Genomic DNA, 23,235 nt, shown 5'->3' with positions numbered 1-23,235 from the left:
AGCGAAAAATCCGGACGCATTCTGCGAAATATCGGACTTGGAGCGTGAAGCCATTCGTGGTTCGAGTGCCTCACCACGAACGGCTTCAGGACGGCTTTGGGGGCGACACGCACGGTTTCAGGATGGCTTCGGGGTTCGCCATGCACGGCTTCAGGACGGCTTCGGGGTTGCCATGCACGGCTTCAGGGTCGCCACGCAAGGCTTCGGAAGACGGCGAACGTCACGCCGAGTGCGACTCGGCAATCCCAGGGGTATTCAGTCGCCCTGCGGGATTTTGCGCGCTGGACTCAACCCTTGCTGTCCGTTTCCTCGTTGCGCCGCCGGAAACTGGTTCCGCCGCATTCGGCGCAGATCGGGATCCGTCCGGCCTTGACGAAATGGGTCTCGGCGCCGCAGCGGTCGCAGATGAGCGTCCCCGGTCCCGTGACCTCGCCGGCCTGATACAGGCTCATCCGGCGCGCGTTCTCGGCCCATTGGGCGAGTTGCAGACTGGTCTGGTCGGCGACCTGGGTGAACATGTCCATCATTCGCCGTTCGATCAGTTCCAGGTCGAAACGCCACCAGTCGCGCATCTCCTGGCCGGTCTCGGCGATGTAATTGGCGGCGTCCTCGATATCGCGCTTGATGTAGTCGGAGACCTTTTCCGCCTCCTCGCGCGTCAGCTCGCCGAGTTCGACCATGTTATCGCGCGCCTTGTCGAGTATCTCGCGGAATTTGGGCACGGATTCCTGCTGCGCCTTTTCGATCGTCTCGTGCGTTTGTTTGAGCATCTGCTCGTAGGCATGCACCAGTTTGTCGGTGGTGTCGTGTTTGTGTTCTTCGGTCATGGACGAAATTCCCGCGTGAGTGGACGTTCACCTTTCAGGGATTAGGATAGCAAAAGCCTCTGCGGTATCCTTGCGAAAGATCGAATTCCCTTCCAACCGCCGATAGCAAGACACCATTCCATGCAGACCGACTACGATCCACGCGCCGTCGAGACGGCAGCCCAGCAGTATTGGGAAGGGCACCAGTCCTTCAAGGCCGTCGAGGATCCGTCCCGCGAGAAGTTCTATTGCCTGTCCATGTTCCCCTACCCATCCGGGCGGCTGCACATGGGGCATGTGCGCAACTACACCATCGGCGACGTGATCGCCCGCTATCAGCGGATGCAGGGTAAAAACGTCCTTCAGCCGATGGGGTGGGACGCCTTCGGCCTGCCGGCCGAGAACGCGGCCATCCAGCACGGCATTCCGCCGTCGCAATGGACCCGCTCGAACATCGCCTACATGAAGGACCAGCTCAAATCCCTGGGCTTCGGCTACGACTGGGCGCGCGAACTGGCGACCTGCGATCCGGACTATTATCGCTGGGAGCAGTGGCTCTTCACCCGACTGATGGAAAAAGGGCTGGCCTATCGCGCCAAGACCACGGTCAACTGGGATCCCATCGATCAGACCGTGCTGGCCAACGAGCAGGTGATCGACGGGCGGGGCTGGCGCTCGGGCGCGCCGGTCGAGAAGCGCGAAATCGAACAGTGGCTGGTGCGCATCACCGATTACGCGCAGGAGCTGCTGGATGCGCTCGACGGACTGGATGGCTGGCCCGAGCGCGTGCGGATCATGCAGCGCAACTGGATCGGGCGCTCCGAGGGCGTTCACATGGATTTCGGGATCGCGGGCAGCGACGAGACGCTCGGGATCTACACCACCCGTCCCGATACGGTCATGGGCGTCACCTATGTCGCCGTCGCCGCCGAACACCCGCTGGCGCATCGCGCCGCTTTGGATAATCCCGAGATCGCCGCCTTCATCGAGGACTGCCGTCAGGGCGGTACCTCGGAGGCCGAGATCGAGACCATGGAGAAGAAGGGCCAGCGGCTTGGCATCGACGCCATCCACCCGATCACCGGCGAGCCGGTGCCGATCTTCGCCGCCAATTTCGTGTTGATGGGCTATGGCACCGGCGCGGTGATGGCGGTGCCGGCGCACGATCAGCGCGATTGGGAGTTCGCCGAACGCTATGGCATTCCCAAAAAGCCCGTCATCCGTTCCGCCGACGACAGCCCGTGCGGCATCGAGCAGGCCGCCTATACCGACAAGGGCGTGCTCTTCAATTCCGGCCCTTTCGACGGTTTGACCTCGGCTCAGGCGTTCGAGGCCATCGCCGACTGGCTGTCGGAGCGGGGCAGGGGACAGAAAACGGTCAACTTCCGGCTGCGCGACTGGGGCGTCTCGCGTCAGCGGTACTGGGGCTGCCCGATTCCGGTGGTGCGGACCGCCGATGGCGGAACCCGTCCCGAAACCGACCTTCCGGTCCGTCTGCCCGAGGACGTGATTGTCGACGGCTCCGGCTCGCCCCTGAAAAAGATGCCGTCATTCTCCGAACTCCCGAACGGGGAGGTCAGGGAAACCGACACCTTCGATACCTTCTTCGAGTCGAGCTGGTACTACGCCCGCTACTGTTCGGCGGGTTGCGACACCGCCATGCTCGACGCGCGCGCCAACTACTGGCTGCCGGTCGATCAGTATGTCGGCGGGATCGAGCATGCCGTGCTGCATCTGCTCTATGCCCGCTTTTTCCACAAGCTGATGCGCGACGAGGGGCTGGTCGACTGCGACGAGCCGTTCAAGAATCTGCTGACCCAGGGCATGGTGGTCGCCGAGACCTGGTTTCGGGAGGATGGCGAAGGGCGCAAGCAGTGGTTCAATCCGAGCGACATCGAGAGCGAGCGTGACGAGAAAGGCAAACTGGTCGGCGCGGTCCTCAAGTCCGACGGCCAGCCGGTGACCTTCGGCGGCATCGAGAAGATGTCCAAGTCCAAGAACAATGGCGTCGATCCGCAATCGCTGACCGAGCGGTATGGCGCCGACACGGTGCGGCTCTACACCATGTTCACCTCGCCGCCGGATCAATCGCTGGAATGGAACGACGAGGGGGTCGAGGGTGCGTTCCGCTTCATCAAGCGGCTGTGGGCGCTGGCCGTGGGCGAGTCGGAGTCGATCCAGTCCGATGCCACGCTCGCGGGCGAGCTGGATGACGCCAACCGCGACGCGCGTCGCGAGCTTCACGCGACCCTGAACAAGGCGCTGTTCGACTATGAGCGACAGCAGTTCAACACCGTGGTCTCGGCCTGCATGACCATGGTCAATACGCTCTATCGACTGGAGCCGTCCGCCGCGCGCGCGGCCATCGTGCGCGAAGGGGTGGGCATCGTGCTGCGTCTGCTGGCGCCGATCTCGCCTCATGTCACGCACCATCTGTGGCGCGAACTCGGCTTCGGCGAGGATATCCTCTCCGCTCCCTGGCCGACGGTGGATGACGACGCGCTCCGGCAGGACAGCATCGAGTACGTGGTGCAGGTCAACGGCAAGGTGCGCGCCAGCGTCAAGGTGCCCGCCGACGCGGACCGGGAGACGATCCAGGCGGCGGCCCTGGCCAACGGGCAGGTGCTTAAATTCATTGGCGACAAGGCCGTGCGCAAGGTGATTCTGGTGCCGAACAAGCTCGTCAACATCGTGGCCTAATGTTTTTGTTTCACAAAAACATGATGATTTTGGATAGGCAGGGTGGAGATGCTTGAGCGTTTCGTGGGTGACTTTTGCGTTTTGACGGGATCGCGGAACCTTCGGCTGCTGATTCTGCTGATTGTCTTTCCGATCTTGGCCGGCTGCGGTTTTCATCTGCGCGGCAGTATCGAGATTCCGCCGACGCTGAATCCGCTCTATCTCCAGTCCGCGCCCGGTTCGCCGGTGCGACGCGCGATCGAGGATCTGTTGTCGGGCAGCGACGTGCGCCTGACCGCGAACCCCGCCGAGGCCAGGCTGATTCTGCGCATCCTGTCCGAGAATCGTTCCTCGCGGGTCGCGGCGGTGGACGCGAACGGCAAGACGCTCGCCTTCGAGCTACATTATCTGGTGCGCTTCGATGCGGTCGCGCCGGATGGCGCGCAACAAGTTCCGCCGCAGACCCTGGATCTGGTCCGAAACTTCGATAATCCGGATGTCGAGGTGTTGGGCAAACAACTCGAAGAAGAACTCATCTATCAGGATTTCGCCACCGATGCCGCGGATCGTATTCTGATGCGTCTGCGGGCGGTTCTGATTTAACCGCGTCCAGAGCGAAATGCGTAATTATCATTTTGTGTCTGGTTTCGAGGGTTTGTTCGGCCTCAGTGGAGACGCGGTTTAGACCTTATCCTCGACCACACCCTGGTTGCATCGGATGCCGAGGCTGCCCGCTGACGATACAGCGCCGGATCGACCATATCGGCCATGGCTGATTGCTGTTTGCTCGCTCCGGCGCTGGCATCCCGATCTAAGCTCCGGTAGATTCTCGCGTTTGGCCGCTTTGGTGACGATCTTTCAGGCAACTCTCGATCGCGATGCAACTGCGCTTCAATCAGATCCCAAACCACCTCGATCGCGCGCTTGCGCCCGTTTATCTGCTCTGCGGCGACGAGCCCTATCAGCTCGGCGAGGCCGCGCGTCTGATTCGCGAGCAGGCGCGGCGCAAGGGGTTCGACGAGCGCGAAATTCTGGACGCGGACGCCAACTTCGACTGGAATCTCCTGGCGGCATCGGCCGATGCCATGTCGTTGTTCTCGGCCCGCAAGCTGATCGAACTGCGCGTCGGCAGCGGCAAGCTGGGTAAGGACGGCGGCGCGGCGGTCCGCGCCTATTGCGCGCGTCCCTGTCCCGATAACCTGTTACTGATCCTCGCGCCCGGTCTGGAGCGCAAGGATCTTCAGACCCAGTGGGCCAAAACGGTCGAGTCCATTGGCGTTCTGGTGCAGGTCTGGCCGATGAAGGAAAAGGAACTGGAGCCCTGGCTCGGGCAGCGCCTTCAGGCCGCGGGATTCCAGGCCGGACCGGGCGTCGCCGCGCTGCTGACCGAACGGGCCGAGGGCAATCTGCTGGCGGCGGTGCAGGAGATCGAAAAGCTGCGTCTGCTGCACGAACCCGGCCCACTCACCCTGGACGATCTGCTTGGCAATCTGGCCGACAGTGCCCGTTTCGACCTCTTCGCTCTAACCGACGCGGCGCTGGCCGGCGACCGGGCGCGGGTGCAGCGCGTTCTGTCGGTGCTGCGCGGCGAAGGGACCGCCGACGCGCTGGTGCTCTGGGTGCTCGCCCGCGAACTGCGGATGCTGACGGAAGTCGCCGGAGCGATTGCGCGGCGCATCTCGCCAGAGCCTGCGTTCGCCGCGCATCGCGTACCCCGTCCGCGTCAGGAGACCATCGCGCGCACGCTGCGGCGGCTTTCGCCCGTGCTGTTGCAACGGTTGTTACAGCAATGTCTTCTGACCGATCTCTCGATCAAGGGTCTGGCGTCGGACGATTCATGGCAGCGCCTGGCGATGATCGCGGATGCCTTGAGCGCGGGAGGCTTCCGGGTGCCAGTCAACAGCGGATCGTGAAGAATCTTACGAAATCCTGTCCATGAATAGGAATAGCCTCTCTGTGCGTCGATAGTTTTCAGGCAATCACCTTAACCACCGATCGAACCAAGGTTTTTGAAATGACCGACACACCCATCACCGACATCGCCGCCTACATGACGGATCTTGGTCAACGCGCCCGAGCCGCCTCGCGTGCCCTGGCGCGCGCCAGCACAGGCCAGAAGAACGCCGCGCTCCTCGCCATCGCCGAGCGGCTGAATCAGGAGCGCGCCGCGCTCGCGGTCGCGAATCGGAGCGATCTGGAGTCCGGCGCGGCCAAGGGTCTGGACGCCGCGCTGCTGGATCGGCTCGAACTCACGCCGGGGCGCATCGACGCCATGATCGAAGGGGTGCGGCAGGTTGCCGCGTTGCCCGATCCCATCGGCGCCATCACCGATCTCAACTATCGACCCTCGGGAATTCAGGTCGGGCGGATGCGGGTGCCGCTGGGCGTGGTGGGCATCATCTACGAGTCAAGGCCCAATGTGACGGCCGATGCCGCCGCGCTCTGTCTGAAGTCGGGCAATGCCACGCTGCTGCGCGGCGGTTCGGAGGCGTTCGCCTCCAATCAGGCGATTGCGCTGTGTATCCAGCAGGGTCTGGCGCAGGCCGGGCTGCCGGTGGATGGCGTACTGGTGGTGGCGACGACCGATCGCGCCGCCGTGGGCGCCATGATCGCCATGCCCGAATCGATCGATGTCATCATTCCGCGCGGCGGCAAGGGGCTCATCGAGCGCATCAGCCGTGAGGCGCGGGTGCCGGTCATCAAGCATCTGGACGGGATCTGTCATGTCTATATCGACGAACACGCCGATCCGGACAAGGCTTTCAAGGTCGCGATGAACGCCAAAACCCAGCGGTACGGTACCTGTAACACCATGGAAACCCTGCTGGTGGACGCGCCCGCAGCAACGAAAATCCTGCCCGGTCTGGCGGCCGCCTATCGCGAGAAGGGGGTCGAACTGCGCGGCTGTCCGCGCACCCGCGAGATCCTGCCCGATGCGGTATCGGCCACCGAGACCGACTGGGACACCGAGTATCTGGCGCCCATCCTCGCGATTCGGATCGTGGATGGACTCGATGCGGCCATGGATCACATCGCCCGTCACGGGTCGGCGCACACGGATGCCATCGTCACCGAGGACTACAGTCGCGCCCGCCGGTTTTTGCGCGAGGTCGATTCCAGTTCGGTCATGGTCAATGCCTCGACCCGGTTTGCCGACGGTTTCGAGTATGGACTGGGCGCCGAGATCGGCATCAGTACCGACAAGTTCCATGCCCGCGGCCCGGTGGGGCTGGAGGGTCTGACTTCGGTGAAGTTCGTCGTGCTCGGCGATGGCGAGGTGCGAGGTTAAGCGAGCCACGGCTTATCCTGAATCGAAACCGCGAAACTGTTGTCGTTACAGAGGATTCCTAATCATGCCCGCAACCGTCACCAATCTGCCGATTTCGGTCGAAGAATATCTGGACGGCGAACAGCGGAGCGATATCCGTCATGAATACATCGCCGGTCAGGTATTCGCGATGGCCGGCGCGAGCGAGGCGCATAACCGCATCGCCGGCAATCTGTTTTTCCATCTGCGTGCTGCGACGCGAGGGACGCCCTGCGGCGTCTTCATCAGCGATATGAAGGCGCGGGTTGCCGCTCACGAGTCGTTTTATTATCCCGACGTGCTGCTCTCCTGCGCTCCCGACGATGCCGATCCGTTCTACAAGCAGGCACCCTGCCTGATCGCCGAGGTGTTATCGCCGTCGACCGAGCTGACCGACAGGCGCGAGAAACTCATCGCCTATCGCGCGCTGCCGTCGCTGCGTCATTATCTGCTGGTCGCTCAGGATCGACGCAGTGTCGAGCATTACGCGCGGGATGCGGATGGCGGCTGGCGATATCGTGCCTATGACGTGGAGGGAATGATCGATCTCGACTGTCCCCCCCTGCGCCCGACGCTGACGCTCGCCGATCTCTATGAGGATGTTGTCTTTGATTAGCGGAAAACATGCGCGCCGAACCAGCCGCATCCGTCGTCATCGTCCTGTAACGCAAGTCGGAGACTTCGCTTTATTGCCGTGACGCTTCGATTCGCCATCGCTTGCAATGCAAGCGATTCACTCTCGTTGTTGTCGGCGACCAGGATCAGGGGTGGCGAGGAAGCGCTTGAGGTTATACCCAACGCCGGTCGAGTAGGATCGCTCGACTGCGATTCGGGGATTGACGAACGACAAGGATCTGGCAGCGTCTCGGTTTCGTCTTATCCAGGGTTTAGAATCCCGCTCAACGTCCGCGCGGGGAGCCATGGCACATGACCGAGTCACTGATCTGGAGCGCCTTCTGGATGGGCATCCTGAGCGCCGTTTCACTTCCGTTGGGGGCCTTGACGGCGCGTTTCTGGACTCCGGGAGACCGTGCCACGGCCGTGCTCATGGCCTTCGGCGGCGGGGCGCTGCTCGCGGCGCTCACGATCGATCTGGTCGGCGCGGCGCTTGAGCGCGGGCACTTCAATACCCTCGCTATCGGGGCCGTGTGCGGCGGGTTGCTCTTCGTTGCCCTGAATTTGCTGGTGAACGACTTCGGCGGTTTCGTGCGCAAGACCTCCACCACCTTCTATCACCTGCGCCGTCAGGAGCACCGCCAGCTCAAGCGCGTCATGGGCCAGGTCACGCGGACCGAGCTTTTCCAGGCGCTCGAAGACGCCGATTGCAAGGTTCTGGCCGCCTCCGCTCGGTCCCAGGATTACCCGCGCGGCAGCGTCATCTTCGAGGCCGCTGATCCGGCGGACGCGGCCTACATCCTGGTGTCCGGGACGGTCGAGATCTACGACGCCGCCGATCGCTCGCGCCTGCTCGCCCGGCTGGGGCCGAACGAAATCTTCGGCTGGTACTCGACCCTCACCGGCGCTCCCACCAGCGACACCGCCGTCGCCACCAGCGACGCCAGTGTCTGGGTGATCCCAAGGGAGAGTCTGGATGGTCTGCAACGCGCGTCCAACGCCTATGTGCAGGCCGTGCACCGGCGGCTGCGCGAGCCCGCGACCCTGGACTATCTGGTTCAGCGCCAGGGCATGACGCGCGCGGCGGCCGAGTCCTGGTTGGATCAGGCCGCCCAGTCGCTGCTGCGCAATGGGAGCATCCCCAAGCCAGGCCCCGCCAGCCATCGGGTCGCGACGGTGCGCTCGGAATTGCGGGATCTGCGCCGCTTTCCCCTGTTCCAGCGTCTCCCGGACGCGGAGCTGGACCTGATCGCCGATCACCTGCTTCGCAAAGTACACGCCAAGGGCGAGCATCTCTTCGCGCAGGGTCAGCCCGCGTCCCGGTTCTTCATCATTGAGCAGGGGCAGGTGAGCCTGGTCGACCCCGCGCACGCCCATCTCGGCTCGGAGCCACTGGGACCGGGCGACGCCCTGGGCGGGTTCTCCTTCCTCACCGGCGCGTCGCACACCAAGACCGCGGTCACCACCGAGGAGACGATCGTCTGGGAACTGCGCCGTCGCGACCTGGACGAGATCCTGCGCCGCCTGCCAGGTCTGATCGAGGCGATCCGCGCCTTCCTTGCCGAGGGCGAGGCCGAGCGGTATTTAACCGAGCGGGTGCGACTCTCCGCCGAGCGCGCGACACGCTGGCGACAAGCCGCTCGCCACGCCCTGGAACTGCGTCAGCCGATGCCCGCGGTTGCCTCGCTGAGCCTGAGTCACGCCCAGCACGGCGGCGCCCCCCTGGCTATTTTTCTCGGTATCACCCTGGACGGCATCCCGGAATCGCTAGTCATCGGCTCCAGTATGTTGCACGCCGCGATCAGCGTCTCGCTGATCGTCGGTCTCTTTCTCTCCAACTACCCTGAAGCGCTCTCCAGCTCCGTCGGGATGCGACAGCAGGGGATGGATTTCGGTCGCATTCTCGGTATGTGGAGTGGGCTGATGCTCATCACCGGTATCGGCGCCGCCGCCGGCAGCGTCTTCTTCGCCGGGGCCGATCCCCATCTCTTCGCCTTCGTGGAGGGGCTCGCCGCTGGCGCCATGCTGACCATGATCGCCGAGACCATGCTTCCCGAGGCTTACCTCAAGGGCGGCAACGTCATTGGTCTATCGACCCTCGCGGGGTTCCTCATCGCCATCTTCTCCAAGACCCTGGAACCGGCGGACGCGGCGCAGCATGGCCGAATCGCGCCACCGCAGGAGCAGGAAGTCCCCGCTCTGCGCCTCCAGGAGCGGCGCGTCGAGCCGGCGCGCAGCGGCAGTTCGACGAGAAAGGTCCGGCCATCGATGTCGTGAGGCCGTGACCAACTCGGTACACCCTCGTGAATCCGTCTCCGGTGGCGAAATCGCGGCGCGTCAGGACGCCCGCCTCGCCTGGAGGATGGAACAGATCGACTGAATCAGGCGCTCATGACCGGACGGATTTTGCGTCATCGTCCCTCGTGGTCGGTCCGGCCAGAAAGTCGCCGACGCGCCGATAGAGTTCGGCGCAGGTGTCCGGAACCAGGTCTTCCAGGTTGAGGAAGGCGTGCACCAGCCCAGGGTAGTGGATGTGCTCGACCTTAATCCGGTACTCCCGCAGACGTTCGACGTAGGCGATCCCCTCGTCCCTTAGCGGACAGAATTCCGCCGTCGCAACCAGGGTTGGCGGGTAATCGGGCGTGAGGGGCATGAAGAGCGGCGAGACCTCGCGGCGGTTCTCCGCCCGCTGGAAGTAGCTGTCGAAGTACCAGAGGATGCGCTGGCGCTCCAACAGCAGACCCTCGCCGTTCTCGGTGACCGAGGGCTTGGAGAGCGTGTAGTCCAGGCTCGGATAGATGAGCGCCTGGCGCTCGATGGCAACGCCGGGCTCGAACTGGGTCAGGTGCGCCGCGCTGGCGCAGAGTGCGCCGCCGCCGCTGTCGCCGACCAGGGCCAGGCGGGGCGTGAACGACAGGCGGTCTCGCAGCGAGTCCAGCAGGGGGAAGACGCCTTTCACGCAGGCGATCAGATCCTTGAGTGCGTTCGGATAAGGGCACTCGGGGGCCAGCCGGTAGTCGATCGAAACGATCAGTCGACGGCTGGCTGCGGCCAGCTTGCGGGCAATAGGGTCATAAAGGCTGACGCTTCCGGAGACGTGTCCGCCGCCGTGAACGAACAGGGCGACCGGCAGGGGCTCGTCCGGCGCTGGATGGTAGAGCCGCACCGGCACGTCGTAATCCGCACCGGGGATGATCTCGTCGCGGATCAGGGCGATGGGTGGGATCTGGATCAGGTGACGCCGCGTCATGAATTCCAATGCCTCGCGGGCATTGGTCGGGGTGTGGCGATAGCCGGCCGCGACCCGCAGCCGCTTGATCTCACGCACCTCGGTCAGGAAGGCGCTCAGGGGGGCGGGGAGATTGGGCGGGAGGGGGTGCATTCTGGGGAAGTGGACAGTTTTCAGTTGGCAGTCTAATGATATTGCGCGGGCCGGGTAGGTCATCCGGCCCGCGTGGCTCTTCCCCTTTTGCTCAAGCGACCTTAAGGACGCTGTCGGTCTCGCTCAGGTCCGAGCTTGGTTTTTCGCTCAGTACCTGCGTCAGACGCGCCATCATGGCGTGGGTCTCGGCGCTCATCTCCTCGCGCGGGCCGGCGATCCCCAGACAGAGATCGAGCGCCCGGAGTCGCTCGCCCGGGTCTTGCAGCAAGCGCGGCAGCGCGGCGATGGCGGCCTCCGGCTCGAAGCCCACGATCAGTGACTCGCGGTGGATCAGCCGTGTCCGGTGCTTGGGATTCATGCTGGCGAAGGGCTCGGTGGACATGAGCATCCGGTTGGACCGTTCCAGACGCGACCGGCGGACCTCCTTGCGGGAGTGGGCCAGCAGAATCAGCATGCGCACGACACCCTCGGCGAAGCCACCCTGGTCGATGCGATCCAGGGCATCCTGGACCTGGACCAGCGAGCGCAGATCCTCCTGCGGGGCGTCGCTGATGCGTCGCGACATCCGCTCGCCCAGCGCCTCGACCGGCGGCGCGGCCCAGAGCAGATGGAAGCTGGTCTCGATCATGGCGTTCTGCAGATCGCGCACGCCGTCCCACCACTGCGTGACCAGATTCGCCCCGAACTGCTCCAACTGACGGAAGGGGTTGTCCGCATCGGCCGGCTGGCGGTTCTGCCGCACCTGTTCGGCCATCGTCTCCAGCGGCAGCATCATGGGATTGCGGTCGCTCTGCAGGGCGCGCTGAAGGCGCATGGAGTTGGTGGCCGCTAGCAGCTCCGCCGTCGTCTGGTTGCTCATCGCCCGCACCCAGGGACCCAAGGTCAGGTCGTAGATCTCGGTGGATAGTTCGGAGAAGCGCGCCACGGCGGCGAAGGGTCTATCCGAGTCATCGCCGCCGCAAGCTTCCGTCACCTCGGGAATGGTGCGTTCCTTGAAGGCGACGTGGAAACGCTTATCGACGCCCTCGCCGGTCGCGCCCGTGATGACCATTTCATAAAGTCCGGGAGACAGCGCCTCGATGGCCTTGAGGGTGGAGACGATCTCCTGATGCTCCTTCTTGGCGATCGAGGATGAGACGAAGATCCCCAGATGTCCGACCTTGTCATGCAGGGTGTAGAGGATGCGCTGACCGCGCGCCTTGATCTCCTCGACATCCTTGTAATGATCGGCGATCCAGCCCAATGCCTGCTGCGGCGGGGTAATGTTGTCCCCGTGGGAGGCGAAGATGATGATCGGCGAGTTGATATTGCGCAGGTCGACGTGGGTGCGTTCGTCCAGGTTGGCCTGACCGCGCGCCAGCCGGTTGCCGACGAAGAGATTCTCGACGATCCAGCGGATCTCCTGCTCGGTCATGTAGTAGAAGCTGCTCCACCAGCGCTCGAAACCGACGAAGCGCGGAACCTCGGTATCGATCTCGCGCCAGAGGTCGTAGTACTTGCTCCACCAGGTGTTGCTCGGGCTCAGACGCTCGAAGTTTGAGACCAGATTGGAACCGTCGAACTGTCCGTTGCCCAGGTCGCTCAGGAGCTTGACGCTCATCGCCCCGCCGACCAGGCCACCCATATACCGCATGGGGTTGTTACCCTTCTGCCCTGCCCAGTAGGAGAGCGGCGCGCCGTTGGCGACGATGGGGCCGGTGATATCCGGGTTGGTGGCGGCCAGCAGCATGGCGGCCCAGCCGCCCTGGCAGTTGCCGATGATGATGGGCTTGGGCGAATTCGGATGACGGCGACGTACCTCGCGCACAAAATCGGCCTCGGTGGCGGTCACATCGGCCAGGGTCTGGTCCGGCTGGGGCAACCGGGTGAAGGTCACGAAATAGACCGGGTGGCCCTGATGAATCGCCGCGCCGACCTCGCTCTCGTGCTTGAAGCCGCCGATCCCAGAGCCGTGACCGGCGCGCGGGTCGATGATGATGTAGGGACGACCGTCCTCGCGGACCGTGACGCCCTCCGGCGGGACGATCCGCACCAGCGAGTAATTGACTGGGCGGGCCAGTTTGGTGCCATCGACAACGGTCTCGTGATCCCAGCTCAGGACCGTTTTGTTCGAGCCTTCCTCATGCTCGATGAAGTAATTTCCGCGCTGGCGCATGGCATCGGCGTAGAGCACGGAGCGCTGGGATGCATCGGTCAGATACTCGACCCACTGCTGTGGCAGCGTCGGGGACGCCAGGGCCGAGGCGACCTTTTGCCAGGCTTCCTGGTTGTGCTTCAGGTTGGCCTGAGCGGTGCTGTTCGCCCGTTCGCCATGGGCCTTGGCGATGGTGCCCAAATCCTTGGCGTAGTTCGAATAGGCATCGCCGGTTTGACTCATGGATCGGCTGAAATCGCCGAAGGTCTCCGCGAAATCGGGGCGCTGCGAAACATCGGGAAAGCTGAACATGGGCGTCATCCAGTCGGTGAATGTTGAAATTCGAACGCAAAGTTACGGCGTGACCGATCCTCAGCCCGTGATGTGGAAACCGCCGTCCACGTAGATGGTCTGGCCGGTCAGCATGGCCCCGGTGCGGGTCGCGAGCATGGCCGCGACCGCGCCCACGTCGTCGATCTCGGCCAACCGGCCCAGCGGCGAGCGCTCGCGGGCCATGTCGACCAGGACATCGAAGTCCTTCAGCCCGGAGGCGGCGCGGGTGTGCAGCGGGCCTGGCGAGATGGCGAAGGCGCGGATGTTCTTGGAACCTAGCTCGGCGGCGGTGTAGCGCACGGCGGATTCGAGCGCGGCCTTGACCGGCCCCATGAGGTTGTAGGTCGGCAGCACCTTTTCCGATCCATGGAAGGTCATGGCGAAGAGCGAGCCGCCCTCCGTCATCAGGGGTTCGGCGAGCCGCGCCATGCGCAGGAAGGAATGCGCCGATACGTTCACCGCCAGGCCGAAGCCATCGGCCGAGGAGTCAACCAGTCGCCCCTGCAGATCCTCGCGCGGGGCGAAGGCGATGGAGTGGACGACGAAGTCGAGCCGACCCCATTGCTCGCGCACCGCCTCGAAGACGGCTTCCAATTCGCCCGGCGCCATGACATCGCAGGGCAGGAAGAGCTTGGCGTCGACCGCTTGTGCGGCCGGCTCCACGAAGGCGCGCGCCTTCTCGTTCAGGTAGGTGATCGCCAGCTCCGCCCCCAGGGTGCGGAACGCCCTGGCACAGCCATAGGCGATCGACTGCTCGTTGGCGATCCCGATCACCAGTCCCTTCTTGCCTTCGAGGCTGAAATAGCTCGCATCAAGCATGGCGCGTGTCTCGTTGTCTGTGTTGGGGTCAGCGGCCACGAACGATCCGCAGCGTATGTCTGGCGATCATCGCCTCCTCGTCGGTCGGGATGACCCAGACCGATGGGGATTGATGCTCAGGGCTGATGCGCGGCTGGCGCGCGAGGTTCGCGGCCTCGTCGATCTCGATACCGAGCCAGGCGGCGTCACGGCAGATCCGAGCACGGATCTCGGTGTCGTTCTCTCCGACCCCAGCGGTGAAGACCAATGCGTCGATTCCGCCGAGCGAGGCGCAGAGCGCGCCGAGCATCTGGCCGACACGATAGACGAAGAAGTCGATCGCCTCGACCGCTGCGTGATCGTCGCTCGCATGCAAAGCGCGCAGGTCATTACTGACGCCCGAGAGGCCAAGCAGCCCGGAGCGCTTGTAGAGCAAATCCTCCAGGTCCGCGACCGTCATCCGGTCCTCGCGCAGCAGATAGAGCAGCACGCCCGCGTCCAGCGCGCCGGGCCGTGTCCCCATCGGAACCCCGTCGAGCGCGGAGAAACCCATGCTGGTATCGACCGAGTGTCCGTCACGCAGCGCGGTCATACTGCAACCGCTGCCGAGATGGGCGACCACCACCCGCCCGGCAGCGATCTCGGGGGCGATCTCCCGGAGCCGTTGCGCGATGAATTCGTAGGAGAGCCCGTGGAAGCCGTAACGCTTGACGCCCCGGTCCAGCAGCGTGCGCGGCAGGGCCAGTTGCTCGGTGACCCTGGCGCGCCCGCGATGAAAGCTGGTATCGAAGCAGGCGACCTGGGGCAGCGCGGGATGATCCGCCGCGATGGCGCGGATCGAGGCCAGATTGCTTGGCTGATGCAGCGGCACCAGCGGGATGAGACGGGTCAGTTCGGTAATGACGGTCGCGTCGATCAGTGCTGGATGCGCGTAGGTTTCCCCGCCATGGGCGACGCGATGACCGATCGCCATGAGGCTCCCGCCCGCGGCGATGGCGTCCAGCCAGCTCCAGATCTGTTTGAAGGCGCGGGCGTGGCCCTGCCCGATGGACGCCGGCTCCCAGTAGCTCTCGGCCAGGAGCTGCCCGCCGACCGAGCGGGCGATGAAGTGCGGCGCGCTGCCGATGCCCTCGACCTGACCCTTGTGGGTCTGGACCAGCGACTCGCCGTCCACATTATAGACCGCGAACTTGATGCTGGAGGAGCCGGCGTTGAGGGTGAGGATCAGCTCGCTCATGACGGTCTCCTAAAGGCTCTTCTTGTGCAGCCCCTGGCGCACCGCGTGGGCGTGGAGAACCGCCGTCGCGGCCGAGGCATGGCGCGTGCGCACGCTGTCGGCGCGCGAGGTGAGGATGATGGGCACCCGCGCCCCGAGCACGATCCCGGCGGCCTCGGCGTTGGCGAGATAGATGAGCTGTTTGGAGAGGATGTTGCCGGCTTCGAGATCCGGCGCGATCAGCACATCGGCGACGCCCGCGACCTCGGAGGCGATCTTCTTGATCCGCGCCGCCTCCAGGTTGATGGCGTTGTCCATGGCCAGCGGACCATCAAGAATGCCGCCAGTGATCTGGCCGCGATCGGCCATCTTGCAGAGCGCGGCGGCGTCCAGGGTCGACTGGATCTTGGGACGCACGGTCTCGACCGCCGAGAGGATGGCGACCTTGGGGCAGTCCACGCCGACGGTGCGGGCCAGGTCGATGGCGTTCTGACAGATGTCGACCTTGGCTTCCAGATCCGGCGCGATGTTGACCGCCGCGTCCGAGATCAGCAGCAGCTTGGGATAGGTCGGCACGTCCATCACGAAGATATGGCTGATGCGTCGCGCGGTGCGGATGCCGTTGACCTTGTCGAGCACGGCGCTCAGCACCTCGTCGGTATGCAGGCTGCCCTTCATGAGGATCTCGGCGGCGCCCTCGCGGATCAGCGCGACCGACCGCGCGGCGGCGGCATGGCTGTGCTCCACGTCGAGGATCTCGACGCCGCCGAGATCAATGGCGAATTCCTCCGCGACCGTCCGGATGCGCGCCTCCGGTCCCACCAGAATCGGCCGTATGAAGCCGCTCTGCGCCGCCTCGATGGCCCCCTCCAACGAGACCCGGTCGACCGGATGCACCACTGCCGTCGGCACCGGCTCCAGGCGTGACGCCTGCTCCAGCAGCACACTAAAACTGTCGTGCCGGCGTACCGTGACGTCGCCCACGTCGACCGCCTCGATGCGCAGCCGCTCAGTCGGCGCGACCACCAGCGCCTGGCCGGTCATCACCTCCTGGTCGTGCTGATTGAGCACCAGACAGGCGAAGAGAACCTGCTGTTCCGGGCGTTTCTCCAGCACGGTGATCCGCGCCTTGAGGGTGTCGCCCAGCGCGACCTGACGATGGAAGGTCGCCTCCTGGCTGCGATAGACCGTCCCCGGTCCCGGCAGCACATTGGCAAGCAGACTGGAGACGAGACTGGTCGCCCAGAGGCTGTGCCCGACGACGCCCTTCGCCCCTTGCGAGCGAGCGTACTCTTCATCGATGTGGATGGGATTCAAATCGCCCGATACCTTGCTGAACAGGGCCACGTCGTCGCGCGTCAGCGTGCGCTGCAACCCCGCCATCTGACCGATCTGGATCTCATCGTAGATGCGGTTTTCGAGGAACTCGGCCATGGAACGCCCCTTGTGAAGGATGACGAAAACGCGCGGCCAGTCGGACCTGGAGCGCGCATTGCTGCATTGCACAAGAGGATAAGATGCAACTGTGACGCGGAAATGAAGGAACCAAGGTGGTTTGGTGAATCCGCTCAACCGCGTTGCAACCGCGTCCATGACGGTCTGCGTGACGGCGATGTCACGGAACGGCCATCCAATCGACACAACCGCCCCCTAGACTGGCATCCGTGCCCGAGCGCGCGCTGTCGTGATCTCCGCGATGGCGTCGTCCCTGACGGGCTATTCATCGACCCCATAGAGACTGGAACGACGCGATGAGCATCGACGACACGCAATTCGACGGCATGGACTGGATCAGGGCCGAGCTTGAGGATTCGCTCGACGAGGATTTCGAGCTGGAACTCTCCGAGCCAGCGCTGTCCATGGAACTGCGCAAGATCTATAAGCGCAAGCATCCCGAGACGCTCGACCGCGTCACCTATTTCAAGTCCTTGCTGACTTTGCAGGCAGAGCTGATCAAGTTACAGGACTGGGTCGAACACTCCGGCGAGAAGGTGGCCGTGATCTTCGAGGGCCGTGACGCGGCCGGCAAGGGCGGCGTGATCAAACGCATCACGCAACGGCTCAACCCGCGTGTGTGCCGCGTGGTCGCGCTGACCAAGCCGAGTGACCGCGAGCGCACGCAGTGGTACTTCCAGCGCTACGTTCCGCATCTGCCTTCCGGCGGCGAGATCGTGCTCTTCGATCGTTCCTGGTACAACCGCTCGGGTGTCGAACGGGTGATGGGCTTCGCCTCGCCGGACCAGGTCGAGCAGTTCTTCCAGGACGTGCCCGAGTTCGAGCGGATGCTGGTGCGCTCCGGCATCCGGTTGATCAAATACTGGTTCTCCATCACCGACGAGGAGCAGCAACTGCGCTTCCTCATCCGCATCCACGACCCGCTCAAGCAATGGAAGCTGAGTCCCATGGACCTCCAGTCCCGCGTGCGCTGGGAAGACTATACCAAGGCGAAGGAGGAGACCTTCGCCCGCACCAACATCTCCGAGGCGCCCTGGTTCGTGGTCGAGGCCAACGACAAGAAGCGCGCGCGTCTGAACTGCATCCATCACCTACTGGAGCAACTCCCCTACGAAGAGGTGCCGCACGAGCCGGTCAGCCTGCCCGACCGCATCTTTAACCCGGACTACGAGCGCTCTGTCCTCCCCGACGAGGTCATGGTGCCGAAGTGCTATTGATCCGACGTACTCGAATGTCACCGAAATCCTTTCGATTGGGGAGTCGCCATGAACACCGTCGTCCAATCCGATCTGTTGAGCGGGCATGAACACACCCGTACCGGACTGTCGCAAGCGGCGCTGAAGCAGGCCTTCATCGACAATCTGTTTTATCTTCAGGGACGCTTTCCAGAAGTCGCGACGCCCCACGATTTCTACATGGCCGCCGCCTATACCCTGCGCGACCGGCTGCTTGATCGCTGGGTGAAGACGGCACGCAGCTATAAGCACAGCCAGGCCCGTACCGTCTGCTATCTGTCGGCCGAGTTCCTGCTCGGCCCGCATCTGGTCAATAACCTCATCAACCTCGGGATCATGGACACTGCCCGCGCGGCGGGCGAAGAGTTGGGGCTCGACCTCGATGCCATCGTGCAGGAAGAAGAAGAGCCAGGGCTCGGCAACGGCGGTTTGGGACGGCTTGCCGCCTGCTATCTGGACTCGCTCGCGACGCTTGAGATCCCCGCGATCGGTTACGGTATCCGTTACGAGTTCGGCATCTTCGACCAGACCATTGAGAACGGCTGGCAGGTCGAGCACACCGACGCCTGGCTGCGCAACGGCAATCCCTGGGAGATCTATCGCCCCAAGCTGCGCTTCCCGGTCAAATTTGGCGGCCACACTCAGCAATACGATGACGATGGCCATCTGCGCATCCGCTGGATTCCCGATCTGGTGATCGAGGGCCGCGCCTATGACACCCCGATCCTTGGCTACGGCGTGAACAACGCGAACCTGTTGCGGCTGTGGTCGGCCCACGCCACGCAATCCTTTAACTTTCAGTCTTTCAATACCGGCGACTATTACGGCGCGGTGCGGGCCAAGGTCGAGGCGGAGACGATCTCCAAGATCCTCTACCCCAACGACGAGCCCGAGGCCGGCAAGGAACTCCGACTCAAGCAGCAGTATTTCTTCGTCTCCTGCTCGCTCCAGGACATGCTTCGCCTGCAGTTCAACACGACTGGCTCAGTCGAAAAATTCCACGAGAAATACAGCGTTCAGCTCAACGACACCCACCCGGCGGTGGCCGTCGCGGAGCTGATGCGGCTCCTGATCGACGACTACAAGATGACCTGGGATCCGGCCTGGGAGATCACCCGTCACACCTTCGGTTACACCAATCACACCCTGCTCCCGGAGGCGCTGGAAACCTGGTCGGTCGAACTCTTCGGGCGCATCCTGCCGCGCCCGCTGGAGATCGTCTATGAGATCAATCGCTGCTTTCTCGACGAGGTCCGGATGCGTTTCCTGGGCGACGAGTCACGGGTGGCGCGCATGTCCATCATCGACGAGACGCAGGGGCGGCGGGTGCGCATGGCCCATCTGGCCACCGTTGGCAGCTTCGCGGTCAATGGCGTGGCCGCGATGCACTCGGAACTGGTCAAATCCACCATCCTCAAGGATTTCCATGACCTGTGGCCGGAAAAATTCCACAATGTCACCAATGGCGTCACGCCGCGCCGGTTCATCGTGGCGGCCAATCCACGCCTGGCGACGCTCCTGACCGAGCGCCTGGGGAGCGACGCCTGGGTGCGCGATCTGTCCCTGCTCAGATCGCTCGAAGCGCATGCCGATGACACCGGTCTGCACGCCGACTGGCAAGCGGTCAAGACCGCCGCCAAGGAGGATCTGTCGAACTGGCTCGGCAAGCACGCCGGCGTGACGCCGGACCCCGCCTCGCTGTTTGACGTCCAGGCCAAGCGCATCCACGAGTACAAGCGCCAGCACCTCAATGTGCTGCACATCGTCACCCTCTATCAGCGCCTGAAGGCGAACCCGCACCTGGATCTTCCGCCGCGCACCTTCATCTTCGGCGGCAAGGCGGCGCCCGGCTATTTCATGGCGAAGCTCATCATCAAGCTCATCAACTCGGTCGCCGAGGTGATCAACCGCGATCCGCAGATCAACGGCACCCTGCGCGTCGCCTTCATGCCCGACTTCAGCGTCAAGAACGGCCAGCGACTCTATCCGGCGGCGGATCTCTCGGAGCAGATCTCGCTGGCGGGCAAGGAGGCATCAGGCACCGGCAACATGAAGTTCTCCATGAACGGCGCTCTGACCATCGGCACGCTCGATGGGGCCAATGTCGAGATTCGCGAGGAGGTTGGCGACGAGAACTTCTTCCTCTTCGGACTCACCGCCGAGCAGGCGCAGCGGCATCAGGCGCAGGGTTATCGCCCCTGGGAGTTCCGTCACGAGAGCGAGGAACTCAGGTCCGCTCTCGATCTCATCGACTCCGGGCTCTTTTCGCACGGCGACAAGGAACTCTTCCGTCCGCTCACCAACAGCCTGATCCAATACGACCCCTTCATGGTTCTGGCCGACTACGAACACTATGTGAGTCGACAGAGTGAAGTGGGACACGCCTGGCGCGATCGGGAGCACTGGAATCGCATGTCCATCCTCAACGTCGCGCGGATGGGCAAGTTTTCCTCGGATCGCTCGATTCGGGATTATTGCGAGCAGATCTGGAAGGTTCAACCGGCACCGGCCGACGTCTAAGCCCAGGCGTCGGGACGCGCGCGGGCCGTTGCGCGCGTCACGCCTCCGATCCGACATCACCACAAGAGAAACTCAGCACATGAAGCTCCCACCTCGATTCCGTTTGTTCTCCCTCGCCTTGGCGACCCTGTTCATGACCGCGCTCCCGCAAGCCTCGTTCGCGTCGGAGATGATCAAGATCGTGGGTGCCGGGGCCAGCTTTCCAGCCCCGATCTATCTGCGCTGGTTCCGCGATTACTACCTCGCCCATCCCGAGGTGCAGATCGACTATCAGGCCATCGGCAGCGGTGGCGGCGTATCCAATCTCATCAACGGCACGCTTGACTTCGCCGGATCCGACCTTCCGGTGACAGCCGAGGACGCCGCGAAGGTTCCAGGAGGCATCGTGCAACTCCCCATGACCGCCGGGGCCGTCGTGATCGCCTATAACCTGCCGGGGGTCGACGCCCTCAAGCTCTCGCGCGAGGCCATCGCGGGGATCTTCCTGGGTCGGATCGCGCGCTGGAACGACCCGGTCATCGCGGCGGCCAACCCGGGCGTGACCCTGCCGGACCTGCCGATCTTCGTGGTCGCGCGGGGCGATTCGAGCGGGACGACCTTCGTGACGGCGCGCCACCTGAACGCCATCAGCCCGGACTTCGCGCAGAGCGTCGGCGTCGACATGAATCCCGAGTGGCCCCAGGCACTCAAGGAGCGCGGCGGTCTCGTGCGCGGGCTCGGCAATGGCGGCGTGGCGGCCTTCATCCAGGCGATTCCGGGTTCGATCGGCTATCTCCAGTATTCCTATGCCTACCTGACCAACATGACGATGGCCCTCCTGCAAAACCGCGCCGGCGAGTACGTGGCCCCGGATGGCGACTCCTTCCGCGCCGCCATCGAGTCCTTCCGCGCCGACATGGATCTGTCCGAGATCGCCGACCCCACGGGGGATGGCTCCTATCCGATTCTGTCGCTCTCCTGGCTGGTTCTGCGCAAGGACTACCCGGACGAACGCGCGAGCGTCATCAGGGACGTGATCGGCTACGCGCTGACCGATGGCCAGAAGGTCGCCGATCTGCTCGGCTACATTCCGCTCAGGGATGACGCGGTCAAGTTGATTCTGGAAAAGGTCGAGACGATCCAGTAGTGGATTGACGCGGGAGATCCCCGGATGACACCGCTCGAAAAAACCGAAGCGCTGTATCAGGAACTGGTTGCCTGGTACGGCGAGGGTGGCGATCGCGAGATACGCGCGGCGAGCAAGCTGCTCATGGTCGCCCTGATCAAGCTCAAGGAGCACGGCGGGCCGGGTTGGCACGGGCTGATCGAGGAGTATCTGATCATGCTCAAGGACGATCCCGCGCGCTTTCAGCGGATGCTCGAAGCCAATCGCGGGAAGGATAAACGCCCGGGCACCGGTCCCGATCGATCGGATCGCCTCATCGCCTGAATTTAAACCGCGCCCAGCGCGGTAGGCGTTGTTTTTGATTTGGAGCGACCTCGGCCGTATCGACGACTGTCGGAGCTGGCGCGGTTTAAGAGATGATTCGATGACAGGGAGTGTCATCAAACCATCATCTTTCCTTCATACATTTGGCTGTAGTGACCAGCGACACTATCCCTGTTTTAACGATGGCGGGCTCCGAATGGAGGGCATCGCCTGGCTTCATCACTTAAGGGGTATCGTTATGCGGAAGGCAACCTTCATCCAATCGGCGCTTGCCGCCGGTTTCGTTTCCATCCTGGCTTTTTCGGGCACCGTCAGCGCTGACGTCAAGCTCAACGGCTCGGGCGCCAGTTTTCCTTTTCCCATCTATTCCAAGTGGTTCAAGGATTTCAGCAAGGCTGAAAAAGGCATCCGGGTGGACTATCAGTCCAAGGGTTCGGGTGCCGGTATCCAGGATCTGATCAACGGGACCGTGGATTTCGCCGCCTCCGACGCGGCCATGGAAGACGATGAGATCGCCAAGGTGAAGCAGGGCGTGGTGCTGCTGCCCATGACCGCCGGCGAGATCGTGCTGATCTATAACCTGAAGGGCGTGGACGAACTCAAGCTGTCCCGCGCGGCTTACGCCGGCATCTTCAGCGGCACTATCACCCAGTGGAACGATCCGGCCATCGCCGCCACCAATCCTGGTGTCGCGCTGCCCGATAAGGCCATCACGGTCGTCACCCGCTCCGACTCCTCGGGCACCTCCTATGTCTTCTCCGGCCACCTGGCCGCCATCAGCCCCGAGTTCGAGAAGGCGGTTGGCAAGAGCAAGCAGCCGAACTGGCCGTCCTCCGGCAAGTTCGTCGCCGCGCCCAAGAACGATGGCGTCACCGCCCAGGTCCAGCAGAACGAAGGCTCGATCGGCTACGTCGAATATGGCTTTGCCAAGCTCACGGGCTGGAAACAGGTCGCCCAGATCGAGAACAAGTCGGGCAATTTCGTCTCCGCCGGCCCTGAAACAGGCGCTGCCGCGCTGGCCAGCTCCGAGTTCCCCGAGGGCACGCTCCCGAACAGCGACGCGCCCAATCTGATCGCCTGGAACTGGGATCCGGCTGGCGCTGACGCCTATCCCATCGTGTCCTTCACCTGGATGCTGTTCTACAAGGATCAGGACGACGCCAAGGCCGAGGCACTGCGCAAGCTGGTGAAGTACGGCATCGAGGAGGGGCAGAAAATCGCCGATTCCATGGGCTATATCCCCTTGCCCGAAAATGTTCAACAGAAAGTCATGGGCGCTGCCGAGTTCATTCAGTAAGCGGATGAAGACCGGGCCTCCGTGCCCGG

The 23,235-nt window shown here is 63.6% G+C and carries 17 protein-coding genes; 11 read left to right on the top strand and 6 right to left on the bottom strand.

Annotated elements, in window-relative coordinates:
* Nucleotides 1–287 precede the first annotated feature (287 nt).
* Nucleotides 288–827: a zinc ribbon-containing protein gene (locus tag THIVI_RS04810; RefSeq protein WP_014777509.1), complete on the bottom strand. Its 540-nt coding sequence runs from the start codon at nucleotides 825–827 to the stop codon at nucleotides 288–290.
* A gap of 120 nt (nucleotides 828–947) precedes the next feature.
* Between THIVI_RS04810 and leuS the strand changes: the two genes are divergently transcribed.
* From leuS to THIVI_RS04780, 6 genes are all read left to right on the top strand, one after another.
* A complete protein-coding gene (gene leuS / locus THIVI_RS04805) occupies nucleotides 948–3,506 on the top strand; it encodes a leucine--tRNA ligase (protein WP_014777508.1) in 2,559 nt (852 codons plus the stop codon).
* A gap of 48 nt (nucleotides 3,507–3,554) precedes the next feature.
* Nucleotides 3,555–4,088 (top strand): LPS-assembly lipoprotein LptE, encoded by a 534-nt coding sequence (locus tag THIVI_RS04800; RefSeq protein ID WP_014777507.1) that lies wholly within the window; start codon nucleotides 3,555–3,557, stop codon nucleotides 4,086–4,088.
* A gap of 275 nt (nucleotides 4,089–4,363) precedes the next feature.
* Complete coding sequence (gene holA, locus THIVI_RS04795) at nucleotides 4,364–5,398, top strand: DNA polymerase III subunit delta (protein WP_014777506.1); 1,035 nt, start codon at nucleotides 4,364–4,366, stop codon at nucleotides 5,396–5,398.
* Between the two features lie 101 nt (nucleotides 5,399–5,499).
* Nucleotides 5,500–6,774 carry a glutamate-5-semialdehyde dehydrogenase gene (locus THIVI_RS04790; protein WP_014777505.1) on the top strand — a complete coding sequence of 425 codons (1,275 nt, stop codon included), beginning with the start codon at nucleotides 5,500–5,502 and terminating at the stop codon, nucleotides 6,772–6,774.
* Between the two features lie 64 nt (nucleotides 6,775–6,838).
* On the top strand, nucleotides 6,839–7,408 hold the full coding sequence (locus THIVI_RS04785) for a Uma2 family endonuclease (protein ID WP_014777504.1): 570 nt from the start codon (nucleotides 6,839–6,841) through the stop codon (nucleotides 7,406–7,408).
* Between the two features lie 311 nt (nucleotides 7,409–7,719).
* Nucleotides 7,720–9,684, top strand: a complete 1,965-nt coding sequence (locus tag THIVI_RS04780; protein WP_014777503.1) for a cyclic nucleotide-binding domain-containing protein — start codon at nucleotides 7,720–7,722, stop codon at nucleotides 9,682–9,684.
* Between the two features lie 112 nt (nucleotides 9,685–9,796).
* On the opposite strand, the gene THIVI_RS04775 is transcribed toward THIVI_RS04780, so the two are convergent.
* The 5 genes from THIVI_RS04775 to THIVI_RS04755 all read right to left on the bottom strand — a co-directional run bounded on the left by THIVI_RS04775 (nucleotide 9,797) and on the right by THIVI_RS04755 (nucleotide 16,704).
* Complete coding sequence (locus tag THIVI_RS04775) at nucleotides 9,797–10,789, bottom strand: alpha/beta hydrolase (protein WP_014777502.1); 993 nt, start codon at nucleotides 10,787–10,789, stop codon at nucleotides 9,797–9,799.
* Between the two features lie 91 nt (nucleotides 10,790–10,880).
* A complete protein-coding gene (locus THIVI_RS04770) occupies nucleotides 10,881–13,235 on the bottom strand; it encodes an alpha/beta fold hydrolase (RefSeq protein WP_014777501.1) in 2,355 nt (784 codons plus the stop codon).
* Between the two features lie 60 nt (nucleotides 13,236–13,295).
* A complete protein-coding gene (gene fabI / locus THIVI_RS04765) occupies nucleotides 13,296–14,075 on the bottom strand; it encodes an enoyl-ACP reductase FabI (RefSeq protein ID WP_014777500.1) in 780 nt (259 codons plus the stop codon).
* 28 nt (nucleotides 14,076–14,103) lie between these two features.
* Nucleotides 14,104–15,291 (bottom strand): acetate/propionate family kinase, encoded by a 1,188-nt coding sequence (locus THIVI_RS04760; protein ID WP_014777499.1) that lies wholly within the window; start codon nucleotides 15,289–15,291, stop codon nucleotides 14,104–14,106.
* Nucleotides 15,292–15,300: 9 nt separating this feature from the next.
* Complete coding sequence (locus tag THIVI_RS04755) at nucleotides 15,301–16,704, bottom strand: bifunctional enoyl-CoA hydratase/phosphate acetyltransferase (protein WP_014777498.1); 1,404 nt, start codon at nucleotides 16,702–16,704, stop codon at nucleotides 15,301–15,303.
* Nucleotides 16,705–17,021: 317 nt separating this feature from the next.
* Between THIVI_RS04755 and ppk2 the strand changes: the two genes are divergently transcribed.
* The 5 genes from ppk2 to pstS (THIVI_RS04730) all read left to right on the top strand — a co-directional run bounded on the left by ppk2 (nucleotide 17,022) and on the right by pstS (THIVI_RS04730) (nucleotide 23,206).
* Entirely contained in the window at nucleotides 17,022–17,942 is a 921-nt protein-coding gene (ppk2, locus tag THIVI_RS04750) for a polyphosphate kinase 2 (RefSeq protein WP_014777497.1), read from the top strand.
* Nucleotides 17,943–17,990: 48 nt separating this feature from the next.
* Nucleotides 17,991–20,480 carry a glycogen/starch/alpha-glucan phosphorylase gene (locus THIVI_RS04745; RefSeq protein WP_014777496.1) on the top strand — a complete coding sequence of 830 codons (2,490 nt, stop codon included), beginning with the start codon at nucleotides 17,991–17,993 and terminating at the stop codon, nucleotides 20,478–20,480.
* Nucleotides 20,481–20,559: 79 nt separating this feature from the next.
* Entirely contained in the window at nucleotides 20,560–21,606 is a 1,047-nt protein-coding gene (gene pstS / locus THIVI_RS04740; RefSeq protein WP_014777495.1) for a phosphate ABC transporter substrate-binding protein PstS, read from the top strand.
* Between the two features lie 24 nt (nucleotides 21,607–21,630).
* Complete coding sequence (locus THIVI_RS04735; RefSeq protein ID WP_014777494.1) at nucleotides 21,631–21,909, top strand: hypothetical protein; 279 nt, start codon at nucleotides 21,631–21,633, stop codon at nucleotides 21,907–21,909.
* 238 nt (nucleotides 21,910–22,147) lie between these two features.
* Nucleotides 22,148–23,206, top strand: a complete 1,059-nt coding sequence (pstS, locus tag THIVI_RS04730) for a phosphate ABC transporter substrate-binding protein PstS (RefSeq protein WP_014777493.1) — start codon at nucleotides 22,148–22,150, stop codon at nucleotides 23,204–23,206.
* Nucleotides 23,207–23,235 lie beyond the last annotated feature (29 nt).

Source organism: Thiocystis violascens DSM 198 (assembly GCF_000227745.2).
Taxonomy (GTDB): Bacteria; Pseudomonadota; Gammaproteobacteria; order Chromatiales; family Chromatiaceae; genus Chromatium; species Chromatium violascens.
This window is presented reverse-complemented; position numbering and strand designations above follow the sequence as displayed.

Coding starts and splice junctions, on each gene's coding strand:
- ppk2 (WP_014777497.1), top strand. CDS start 17,022: ATGAGCATCGACGACACGCAATTCGACGGCATGGACTGGATCAGGGCC.
- pstS (WP_014777495.1), top strand. CDS start 20,560: ATGAAGCTCCCACCTCGATTCCGTTTGTTCTCCCTCGCCTTGGCGACC.
- THIVI_RS04810 (WP_014777509.1), bottom strand. CDS start 827: ATGACCGAAGAACACAAACACGACACCACCGACAAACTGGTGCATGCC.
- THIVI_RS04735 (WP_014777494.1), top strand. CDS start 21,631: ATGACACCGCTCGAAAAAACCGAAGCGCTGTATCAGGAACTGGTTGCC.
- THIVI_RS04770 (WP_014777501.1), bottom strand. CDS start 13,235: ATGTTCAGCTTTCCCGATGTTTCGCAGCGCCCCGATTTCGCGGAGACC.
- fabI (WP_014777500.1), bottom strand. CDS start 14,075: ATGCTTGATGCGAGCTATTTCAGCCTCGAAGGCAAGAAGGGACTGGTG.
- leuS (WP_014777508.1), top strand. CDS start 948: ATGCAGACCGACTACGATCCACGCGCCGTCGAGACGGCAGCCCAGCAG.
- THIVI_RS04775 (WP_014777502.1), bottom strand. CDS start 10,789: ATGCACCCCCTCCCGCCCAATCTCCCCGCCCCCCTGAGCGCCTTCCTG.
- THIVI_RS04760 (WP_014777499.1), bottom strand. CDS start 15,291: ATGAGCGAGCTGATCCTCACCCTCAACGCCGGCTCCTCCAGCATCAAG.
- THIVI_RS04755 (WP_014777498.1), bottom strand. CDS start 16,704: ATGGCCGAGTTCCTCGAAAACCGCATCTACGATGAGATCCAGATCGGT.
- pstS (WP_014777493.1), top strand. CDS start 22,148: ATGCGGAAGGCAACCTTCATCCAATCGGCGCTTGCCGCCGGTTTCGTT.
- holA (WP_014777506.1), top strand. CDS start 4,364: ATGCAACTGCGCTTCAATCAGATCCCAAACCACCTCGATCGCGCGCTT.
- THIVI_RS04780 (WP_014777503.1), top strand. CDS start 7,720: ATGACCGAGTCACTGATCTGGAGCGCCTTCTGGATGGGCATCCTGAGC.
- THIVI_RS04745 (WP_014777496.1), top strand. CDS start 17,991: ATGAACACCGTCGTCCAATCCGATCTGTTGAGCGGGCATGAACACACC.
- THIVI_RS04790 (WP_014777505.1), top strand. CDS start 5,500: ATGACCGACACACCCATCACCGACATCGCCGCCTACATGACGGATCTT.
- THIVI_RS04800 (WP_014777507.1), top strand. CDS start 3,555: ATGCTTGAGCGTTTCGTGGGTGACTTTTGCGTTTTGACGGGATCGCGG.
- THIVI_RS04785 (WP_014777504.1), top strand. CDS start 6,839: ATGCCCGCAACCGTCACCAATCTGCCGATTTCGGTCGAAGAATATCTG.